Source organism: Hamadaea sp. (genome assembly GCF_013362815.1).
Lineage (GTDB): Bacteria > Actinomycetota > Actinomycetes > Mycobacteriales > Micromonosporaceae > Hamadaea.
This window is the reverse complement of record NZ_JABFVK010000068.1, coordinates 20,745-30,710: the sequence shown is the minus strand read 5'-3', so window position 1 is coordinate 30,710 and position 9,966 is coordinate 20,745. Positions and strand designations below refer to the sequence as shown.

Annotated in this window: 8 protein-coding genes; 4 read left to right on the top strand and 4 right to left on the bottom strand. The window is 68.5% G+C overall.

Annotated elements, in window-relative coordinates; all coding sequences use genetic code 11:
• The coding region (locus HOV77_RS27745) for an RICIN domain-containing protein (protein WP_290866801.1) at window positions 1–193 on the top strand (193 nt) is incomplete at its 5' end.
• Window positions 194–300: 107 nt separating this feature from the next.
• On the opposite strand, the gene HOV77_RS27740 is transcribed toward HOV77_RS27745, so the two are convergent.
• On the bottom strand, window positions 301–1,251 hold the full coding sequence (locus HOV77_RS27740; RefSeq protein WP_290866798.1) for a helix-turn-helix domain-containing protein: 951 nt from the start codon (window positions 1,249–1,251) through the stop codon (window positions 301–303).
• An 85-nt stretch (window positions 1,252–1,336) separates the two neighbouring features.
• Between HOV77_RS27740 and HOV77_RS27735 the strand changes: the two genes are divergently transcribed.
• The gene (locus HOV77_RS27735; RefSeq protein ID WP_290866795.1) at window positions 1,337–1,951 is read left to right on the top strand and encodes a cysteine hydrolase family protein; all 615 of its coding nucleotides are present in this window, start codon (window positions 1,337–1,339) and stop codon (window positions 1,949–1,951) included.
• 1 nt (window position 1,952) lies between these two features.
• Here HOV77_RS27735 and HOV77_RS27730 read toward each other — a convergent pair whose 3' ends face one another.
• The gene (locus tag HOV77_RS27730; RefSeq protein ID WP_290866792.1) at window positions 1,953–3,746 is read right to left on the bottom strand and encodes an ABC transporter ATP-binding protein; all 1,794 of its coding nucleotides are present in this window, start codon (window positions 3,744–3,746) and stop codon (window positions 1,953–1,955) included.
• Window positions 3,743–5,563: an ABC transporter ATP-binding protein gene (locus HOV77_RS27725; RefSeq protein ID WP_290866788.1), complete on the bottom strand. Its 1,821-nt coding sequence runs from the start codon at window positions 5,561–5,563 to the stop codon at window positions 3,743–3,745. Before HOV77_RS27725 ends, HOV77_RS27730 begins: the two co-directional genes overlap by 4 nt.
• Before the next feature lie 104 nt (window positions 5,564–5,667).
• On the opposite strand from HOV77_RS27725, the gene HOV77_RS27720 reads away from it, so the two are divergent.
• Window positions 5,668–6,477: an NAD(P)H-binding protein gene (locus HOV77_RS27720; RefSeq protein ID WP_290866786.1), complete on the top strand. Its 810-nt coding sequence runs from the start codon at window positions 5,668–5,670 to the stop codon at window positions 6,475–6,477.
• A 72-nt stretch (window positions 6,478–6,549) separates the two neighbouring features.
• Here the strand turns inward: HOV77_RS27720 and HOV77_RS27715 are convergent, their stop codons facing one another.
• A complete protein-coding gene (locus HOV77_RS27715; protein ID WP_290866783.1) occupies window positions 6,550–8,109 on the bottom strand; it encodes a ricin-type beta-trefoil lectin domain protein in 1,560 nt (519 codons plus the stop codon).
• Between the two features lie 357 nt (window positions 8,110–8,466).
• Here HOV77_RS27715 and HOV77_RS27710 point away from each other — a divergent pair, with 357 nt between their 5' ends.
• On the top strand, window positions 8,467–9,795 hold the full coding sequence (locus tag HOV77_RS27710; protein WP_290866781.1) for an FAD-binding oxidoreductase: 1,329 nt from the start codon (window positions 8,467–8,469) through the stop codon (window positions 9,793–9,795).
• The last annotated feature ends 171 nt before the right edge of the window (window positions 9,796–9,966 follow it).

The following is a 9,966-nucleotide window of genomic DNA, read 5'->3' as shown; positions in this document are numbered from 1 at the left end:
CGGTGTTCAGGTGCAGTTGTACGACTGCAACGGCACCGGGGCGCAGGTGTGGCAGCAGCAGGCGGACGGGTCGTTGCGTAATCCGCAGTCGGGCCGGTGCCTGGACTCGCCCAGCGGCGCCACGGCGAACGGGACCCGGCTGCAGATCTGGGACTGCAACGGCTCCGCGGCCCAGAAGTTCGCCCTGTCCTGACACCGCTCCCTCGGCGCTGGACTGGCGCTGGATCAGGGTTCTGAGTCGAATCTTGGAGCGTGATTCGACCCAGAACCCTGATCCAGCCCGGAAAAGCCAGCGGTCGGCTAGGAGCCGGCGAAAGACGCCCGGTACCGAGTGGGCGTCGTCCCCAAGGCAGCCGCAAAGTGCTCGCGCAACCGCGTAGGCGTACCGAATCCGGATCGGGCGGCGACGGCGTCCACCCCCAGATCGGTCGTCTCGAGGAGCTGCCGGGCCCGATCGAGGCGCTGGGTGACGAGCCATCGGTGCACCGTCGTCCCCGTACGTGCCCGGAACGTCCGGGTGAAGGTACTGCGGCTCATGTGCGCCTGCGCGGCGAGCTCGTCGATGCCGAGTGATCTGTCCAAATGAGACTGCGCCCAGCCGAGCGCCCGGTTCAGCGGATCTTCTCCGGGGTCGGGCACGGGCAGCTCGATGAACTGCGCCTGCCCGCCGCTGCGGTGTGGAGCGGCGACGATGCGCCGGGCGACCCGGTTGGCGACGGCCTGCCCGGAGGTCCGGGCGAGCAGGTGCAGGCAGGTGTCGATGCCCGCGGTCGCGCCTGCGCCGGTCACCACGTCGCCGGTGTCGACGTAGAGCTCCTCCGGCCGCAGGTCCACCTGGGGGAAGCGGCGGCGGAAGGTGTCGACCCACTTCCAATGAGTCGTCGCCGCCCGGCCGTTCAGGACGCCGGAGTCGGCGACGACGAAGACTCCCAGGCACAGCCCGACGACGACCGCGCCTCGGTCGTGCGCGTCTCGCAAGGCGGCCAGCACCGGTTCGGGCGCGGCCACCGTCGGGTCGGCCCACCAGGGCACGACGACGAGGTCGGCTTCGGCGAGCGCTTCGAGCCCGGCGGGGACGTCGATGGCGTACCCGGCGCTGGTGATCAGCCGGCCCGGTTCGGGTGCGGCCACGGTGATGTCCCACGGGGTCATGTCGCCCGCCGGGGACTCCGGTCCCCACACCAGCGAGGGGACTGCGAGGTGGAACGGGCTGATCCCCTCGAATGCGAGAACGGCGGTCGCCGGGCTCATGCTTCCTCCCACCGTGAGCCGATCATGATCGGGTGTGACCCGATTTCGTATGTCGAACCGGAATCAGGTCAGCCACCATAGTGCCATGACCGAACTGACCAGCACAAACGCCTCCCGCCCGACACTTCGCGAGATCAGCGGGTTCCCGGTCGAGCCTGCCGCGTTGGCCGGCTCGACGGTGATCCTCGTCGACTACCAGAACACCTATACCCGCGGCGTGCTGGAGCTCGACGGCTGGCGAGCGGCGCTCGACGAGGCGGCCGACCTACTCGCCCGGGCCCGGACCGCCGGATCAACCGTCATTCACATCCAGCACGACGGCGGTGCCGGCAGCCCGTACGACCTCGACAGTGAACTCGGCCAGATCCATGAACGAGTCGCACCGATCGCCGGCGAGCAGGTCGTGGTCAAGACCGCCCCGAACGCGTTCGTCGGCACCGACCTCGGCGATCTCGTCGACGCCGCCGGAAACAAAGATGTCGTTGTCGCGGGGTTCATGACCCACATGTGCGTGACCTTCACCGCGGAAGGAGCGTTCCTGCGCGGCAACGCGCCCACCGTGGTCGCCGACGCGTGCGCCACCCGGGCTTTGCCCTCGGCCGCCGGTCCGATCGCCGCCGCAGACCAGCATCGAGCCGCGCTCGCGACGATCGGCGACCTGTACGCCGTCGTCGTGCCCAGCGCCGCCGACCTCCGCTGAGTCAGCCGACCTGGTACGCAGTCGCCTGGATTCGGTAGAGCTCGGCGTAGGTGCCGCCCATTCGCAGCAGTTCGGCATGAGTGCCCAACTCGGTCAGCCGTCCCCGGTCGAGCACCAGGATCAGGTCCGCCCCGGTGACGGTGGAGAACCGGTGGGAGACGATCACGGTGATCGCCTTGGTGCGCTCGGCGAGCTGACGGGCCCGAGCCATGTACCGCTCGAAGATGGCCTGCTCGCTGGGCGCGTCCAAGGAGGCGGTCGGCTCGTCGAGGATCAGCAGCAACGGGTCGGTACGCATGGACGCCCGCGCCAAGGCCGTCCGCTGCCACTGTCCTTCGGACAGGTCGAGGCCACCGAGCTGCCGTCCGAGCAACGTGTCGAGGCCGTCGGGTAGCTGCTCGACCAGGTCGGCGGCGTCGGCCTCGGCCAGCGCCCGGCGTACGCGGTCTTCGTCGGCGAGCGCCGCCAGATCGCCGAGGCCGACGTTCTCCCGCACCGTGGTGTGGAACCGGCCGAAGTCCTGGAACGCCGCCGTCGACCGCGTACGCCACTGCTCGGTGTCCACATCGCTCAGTGGCACCGAGTCCACGAGAATCTGTCCGCTGTCAGGCCGATAGAACTTCTCCAGAAGCTTGACCAGGGTCGTCTTCCCGGAGCCGTACTCGCCGACGATCGCGACCACCGACCCGGCCGGCAACGTGACGCTGACGTCGTCGACCGCTTTGGCGTGCGTACCCGGATAGGTGTAGGTGACGTGGTCGAGGACGATGCCCTCGCTGAGCACGGCGGGCGGCACGGCCTGCCCGGCCCGCTCCGACCGGGCCTGGTCGGCGTAGTCGCGTAACCAGAGGTAGGGCGCGATGTACTGCCGAGCACCCGCCGCCGTGGTGGTCGACTCCACCGTGCTCTGGATGGAGGCGCGCAGGGTGACCGCGACGGTCACGAGCAGGACGAGATCACCGGCTGTTCCGTGACCGTTCGCGGTCTGCCGGACCGAGAGCAGGATGCCGCCGACGAACGCCGCGACGAAGACCGTCCACCCCACGAGCGACCAAGCACCCGACCGCACAGTGGCCCTCAGCCGAACCCCCATCGCCGTACGCCATGCCTCGTGCTGAAGCTCGACGAGTGCCCGGCCGGCCCCAGACACGCGGAGTTCCTTGCCGGGGGCGGTACCCGTGCCGAGTTCGAACAGATGCTGCTGCAGCCGGTATTGCTCGGCCGTCGCCAGGTCGGCGCGCTGGACCGCGGCGTTGCCGCGGCTGTCGCACCAGATCGGGACGGCGGCGAACGGCAGCAACAACAGCAGCCACGGGCTGATGCTGCCGAGCAGCAGGAGCACGATGACGAGATTCAGAATCCCCGCGATCGTCTTCAGCCCGTTCCAGGCGCCCCCGGCGAGGCGGCCGCCCGCCTTGCGTACCAACGTGATCCGGTCGAGGAACTCGGTGCGCTCGAGATGTTCCAGCCCTTCCAGGCCGGCCAGATCGCGGTGGATCCGGGGATGCACGTCCAACCGGCCGACCCGGTCGGCGATGGTGAGCGTGAGCGAGTCGGTGATCTCCTGCACCACTATCAGCAGTGCGTACGCGATCGCCGCACCGATGGCCGCGAGCACGGCCGCGTCGGCGACGCCCCGAGTCGCCTCGTCGACCGCCGCTCGCAGGGCGAAGGCCCCGCCCGCCACCCCGGCCACCCGGACGACGAGCGAGAGGATCGCGAGCACGGTGAGTCCCGGAACTCGGCGCCAGGACAAGCCGATCATCTCGGTCCAGAGCTTGATCGTCCGCCTCATGAGGTCGACTCCGTGTCGTTCTGGAACCGCTCCCCCTGAATCCGGAAGAGCCGGGCGTACGTGCCGTTCAGCGCCATTAGCTCACCGTGGTCGCCCATCTCGGTGATCGCGCCGTTCTCCAGCAGCACGATCCGGTCGGCTTGCCGCACAGTGGACAGCCGGTGGGAGATCAGCACGACGCTGGTGTCACCGCGCTGCTCGGCCAACCGGCTGAAGACCTCGAACTCCGTCCGCACGTCGAGGTGGGCAGTCGGCTCGTCGAGCACCAGCAGGCGAGCACCGCTCTGCACGGCGTACAACGCCCGGGTGAGCACGAGCTGCTGCCATTGGCCACCGGACAGATCCACGCCGCCGCGCCGGTTCCGGGACAGCACCGTCTGCCAGCCTTGCGGTAACCGCTGAAGCACCGGGCCGAAGCCCGCTCGCTCCGCGGCCACGTCCGCTGCCGACAGGTCGGCCGGCCGGTGGGCGTACCCGAGGACGACGTTGTCGGCGGCGCTCAGCTCGTAGCGATTGAAGTCTTGGAACACCACGGACAGCCGGGACCGCCAGGCGTCCCAACCGACTGCGTCGATCGGGACGCCGTCGGCGGTGATCCGCCCGCCGGTCGGTTCGTACAGACCGGACAGCAGCTTGATGAGGGTGGACTTGCCTGCGCCGTTCAGGCCCACCAGCGCCAGCAGCTCCCCCGGCTTGATCTCGAGGTTCAGCCCGTCGAGCACGACGCGCGAGACGCCGGGATAGCCGAACCGCACATCTTCGAAGCGCACCAACGGCGGCCGCTCATCGGCGCGCTCCGTCGTCACCTTGGCAGGCTCGGCGACATCCGCCGTGAGGCGCGCCTTCAGGCTCGCGTAGGCCTCCAGCACGCCGACCGCCCCGACCATCTGGTAGACCATCTCGCCCGTGCCGATCGCGAGGAACACGGTCCAGGCCGCGACCAGGACCGACGTCTGCACCGACACCGTCGTCACGTCGATCGCCGCGTCTCGGCTCACCAACGTGTACGCCGGAAGCAGGCCGGCGAGCACGAGAAGGAATTGCCGCCACGACTGCCCGGAAATGCGCCCGATGTGCGACCAGAACGGCATGTTGCCGTCCTCGATGTGCCGTTGCATCCGGGCGATCATCCAGTCGGCGAACCCGAACACCCGCACGTCCTTCCCGGAACCGGCCGACGCCGCCGCGTTCCGCCAGACATCGGCGTGCAACTCTTCCCGCATCGCCGATTCCAGCGCCTTCACTGCGGCAAAGTACTGCCGCGTACGCAGAGCCAGGCCGATTACCGCCGGAATCAGCAACACCGGCACCAGCCACCATCGGTAGTTCGCCAGGACGGCACAGGCCACCCCCACGCCGATGAGGCCGGCGAACCAACGCAGCTGGACCAGAGCACCATCGGCCGGAGTGGTGACGCCGTAGTCCGGCTCGGCCCCGGCTCGCCGGATGAGGCCCTGAACCTCGGCGTCCTCCAGCGGAGCGACCGACGAGGAACCGGTGGTCAGCCGCAGGATGTCGCGCCGGTGGCCGCCGTCGATCTGCGCCCGCACGGCGAACTCGATCGGCTTGGCGAATGCGTCCGCGACGTGGCCCGCCAGGACGACGAGGCCGAGCACGATCACCGGAAGCACCGAAGCGGCCAGCACGTTCGAGGATTCGGAGTCTTGGAGGCGGCTGACCGTCCAGCCGAGGGCGATCGCCATGAACCCCGGTACGCACGCCCCCGCCACCAGTACGAGAGCAAGTGCGACTACCAACGCCGGCCTGGCGCCCCGCAGCGCCCGGAGCAGCGTCAACCGGTCCGCAAGTAGCTTCATGACCCCCGCTTCCCGAACGCAGAACCGCCATTCCATCGGATTCATGTCGAAAGAATCAAGCATTAGGAACGAACCATTCCTAATGAGCTTCTAGCTTTAGCGGCATGAGAATCCTGATCGCCGGATCCACCGGCACCGTCGGCCGCCAGATCGTCGCCCAGCTCGTCGAGCAGGGGCACTCGGTGCGGGCGCTGACCCGCAATCCCGAAGCCGCCCTGCCCGGCGCGGAGATGGTCGTCGGCGACCTGACCGATCCCGGCAGCCTCGCCGACGCGCTCGACGGCGTCGAGGCCATGCACCTGATCAGCTTCGACGGCGGTGGCTACCAGCCGCTGACCACCGGACCGGAGCTGGTGGAGCTGGCGAGCCGGGCCGGCGTCAAGCGCGTCACCCTGCTCGGCAACAAGGACGAGTCCGGCGTCGAGAAGGCGCTGCGCGACAGCAACCTGGCCTGGACACTTGTGCAGCCGGTCGAGTTCATGGGCAACGCGCTGGCCTGGATTCCGGCCGTCCAGCAGGGCGCGATCAGGGAGCCGTTCCTCGACCGGCGCAGCGCGATGGTGCACGAGGCCGACATCGCGGCGGTCGCCGTGGTGGCGCTGACCGAGGACGGCCACGGTGGCCGGACCTACACGGTCACCGGTCCCGAGGTGCTGACCGTGCCCGAGAAGGTCGCGGCGTTGAGCGCCGCTCTCGGCCGGGAGATCGGACTGGTCGAACTCACCGAAGCGGAAGCCCGTGAGAAGTGGGCAGGCGAGGGATTGGCCGCCGACATCATCGACTTCCTGATCTTCGTATACGGGAACACCCCTGAGATCGGTTACACCGTCGTATCTACTGTGGAGGACCTGACCGGGCGGCCCGCTCGAACCTTCGCGCAATGGTGTACGGAGAATGCTCCGGCGTTCGGCTGACGGACTTTCCGAAGCCGGGACGTGGCAACCGCCACTCCCGGCTTCGGGCACTGCGTTGTGCGTATCAGAAAATCATGCTGGATTGTCGCCGTGCGTGAGCGTCTCCCACGCGACGAACAGATTGTTGCTCCCGGCCGGGCGTTGCTGGAGCGTTAGGTTCTGGGTGTTGGTCATGCCATAGCCGAGGCGATTGTGCATCGCGTTGTAGCCGACTTCGGTGATCGGCCCGAGGCCGAGATTGAGCGACCCACCACAAAGCCACGACGGCACGGACGCACCCATTTGATAGGTGGACTGGAAGCCGAGCGCCTGCCGCAACCGCTCCCCCACCTGCGGGTAGAGGTCTTGGCCCTGGACGCGCGAGGTCTCCGCGACGTGCGAGATCGCCGAGATGCCGTAGCCCGTGTGGGTGAAGTCGCGGCAGGTCTCCTGGGTGAGCCCGGTGACGAAGGTCGATTGCCCCTGCCAGTACGCGATGATCTCGCTGCTCGTGTCGAGTCCGCTGCCCGGGACGGTGTAGGGCAGCGATCCGTCACTGGACAGATACACATAGGCGTGTACGCGATTGAGATAGCGCGTCACCGCAGCGTTGTAGCTCGCCCGGTCGTCGAGGAACACCGAGATGCCGACCGCAGCCTCCATCATCGACAGTTCCCAGTTGCCGTTGCTGTTCGAGCCGTTGCGGACCTCGGGCAGATAGACGTTGCGCAGCATTGTCGCGAACCGGCCGGAGTTGGGCCACGAGCTGTAGGTGTACTTGATGATCTCGGCCGCGCGGGGCCATACCGAACCGGCCCAGCCGGTCTGAAGCGGCGCATTCGAGTTGGTGTGATCGGTGATCACCGCGGACCAGGCGTCCATGAGCTGGATCGCCTTCGACGCGTACGCCGAATTGCCACTGATGTACCAGGCGAGTGCGTCGGTGTACGCCGCGATCGCGTCTTCGCGTTCGTCAGTGCACCCGTAGTTGGGGTTGGAATAGGGACCGCATTCGACGACCGAGCGCGGCGCCGGCGTACGCGACAACGACGCGTACTTACTGGCCAGCATGGCGTTGTACGCATTACTCCACGGCTGGGCTCCGGCCTTCACCTTGCCCTTCACGAAGTCGAGCTGCGCCCGGCTCACCAGTACGCCGGGGTGCACGAAGCCTGCCGAGGTCCCGGGCAGCGTCCACTGCTGGTTGGCGTTGCCGCTGCACGACCAGATCTGCAACGCCGTCCCATCGGCCGAGCTCTGCCCGGTCGCGTCGAGACAGGTGCCCGAACCGGCGTTCACCAGGGCGGTCCCGTTCTGCTGCCACTTCTGCGCGTTGGTGCCATTGCAGTCGTAGATCTGCACCTTGGTGCCGTTCGCCGTCCCGGCTCCCGCGACGTTGAGGCATTTGCCGAGCGCCCGGATGGTGCCGTCGGCCCCGACCGTCCACTGCTGGGCCGCGGTGCCGTTGCAGGTGTAGAGCTGGACCTGGGTTCCGTTGGCGGAGTTCGCCGCCGCCACGTCGACGCACTTGCCACCGATCCCCGTGATCGGACCTGTTCCGGTGACCGCGGTGGCCGCCGAAGGCACGAGCAGTACGCCGCTGATCGTCAACGCTGCCGCCAAAGCGGCCAAGGTACGGCCAGGTGTGGGCATGGCCGTTCTCCTTTCCGGAGAGTGCGCCTCATCTATTAGTAAGGCGTCCAAACAGATAGGCCGCCCTAGATTGCCATGCACGCCTTCGTTCGTCAACGCATGGACACGCGTCCACATACGTGAACACCCGACGTGGGTCCCGCCGCGCGTCGGGCGGCACTCGGGCGCGCTCCGGGGGCACTCGGGCCGCGCGATATCCGGGATAACGTCCCCTCGAACACCGTGCGAGACCGCGTTATCCCGGGATAACGCGCCAGCGCAGCGCCGAGCACGCCAGCCGAGCGCCAGCGCGCCGGGCGGAGACGAGCGTCACACCCCCAGATGTCACACATCGCCCCGCTGCGTCGTCGTACGGGCATGAGTACCGAGTTGGACATCCTGCGCCGCGACTTCAGCGGCGACATCATCGAGCCCGATCACGCCGATTACCCGACCGCCAGCCGTACTGTCCTGGTCGTCGGCAGCCCCGCCTATGTGCTGCGCCCCAAGTCCGTCGCCGACGTGCAGGCCGCGGTGACCTTCGCGAGTTCCGCCGTACTCCCGCTGGCCGTCCGGGGCGGCGGGCACGCCTTCGCGGGGTTCGGCACGAACGAGGGCGGCGTCGTCCTCGACCTCAGCCCGCTCGCCGACATCGAGGTCGACGGCAAGATCGTCCGCATCGGCGGCGGCGCGACCTGGGGTCAGGTCGCGGCCGCGCTCGCCCCGCACGACCTGGCAATCTCCTCCGGCGACACGCGCAGCGTCGGCGTCGGCGGCCTCACGCTCTCTGGTGGGATCGGCTGGAAGGCGCGCAAGTACGGGCTCGCGCTCGACGCCCTGGTCGCGGCCGAGGTGGTCACGGCCGACGGCCGACTTGTACGCACAACGGAGGCGGACGATCCCGAATTGTTCTGGGCGATCCGTGGCGGTGGCGGCAACTTCGGCGTCGTGACGGCGTTCGAGTTCGCGGCGCACTCCACCTCCGACGTCTACTTCGGACGGATCTCCTTCCCCGCTGCCGAAGCGGCGACCGTGCTCGCCGGCTGGGCGGAGTATCTGCGTACTGCACCGGAGGAGTTGACCTCGATCCTGGAGCTGGCGAATCCGTTCGCGGGCGGCAACGCGGCTCCGATCGAGATCCGCGTCGCCTTCGACGGGGACGACGCCGAGCAGGCCGCCCGGGCGATCGACCCGATCCGGCGACTCGGCACCGTCCTGGACGACGACGTGACGCTCAAGGCGTACGCGGATGTCCTGGTGGACGGCGTCGTCCCGCCGCCCGGCATCGCGCTGTTCACCCGCAGCGGATTCGTCGACGAAGCCGCTGTGCCGGAGGTGCTGCGGATCCTGGCCGAAGTGGGCGCCTCCGAGCGACCCCCGTTCATCGGCGTACGCAGTCTCGGCGGGGCGATCTCCCGCGTTCCGGCCGATGCCACGGCGTACGCCCACCGCCCGGCGGAGTTGATGGTGCTGACCACCGTCGCCGGCCCGAAGCCGGTCGTGGATGCCGCCCGGCCGGGGATCGACGCCATCTGGGCTCGCCTGGCGCCCCACGTCACCGGGGCGTACGCCAACTTCCTCGCCACGGCGACCGAGGCGGACGTCGCGGCGGTCTACCCTGCCGCCACCTATGAACGGCTGGCCGAGGTCAAACGGCAGTACGACCCGGGCAACCTCTTCAGCGGCAATCACAACGTACGGCCCTGATCGGGCGCGGCGCGTTATCCGGGATAACGTCCTCTCGCACAGCGTGCGAGACCGCAATATCCCGGGTAACGCCCAACAACGCGCGAAGACTGGGTGACCTGACGCCCATTTTCTTGACTGATTCCAGAATACGGGCAAGACTGCGGGTGATTACCCACAGGTGAGCCCGGA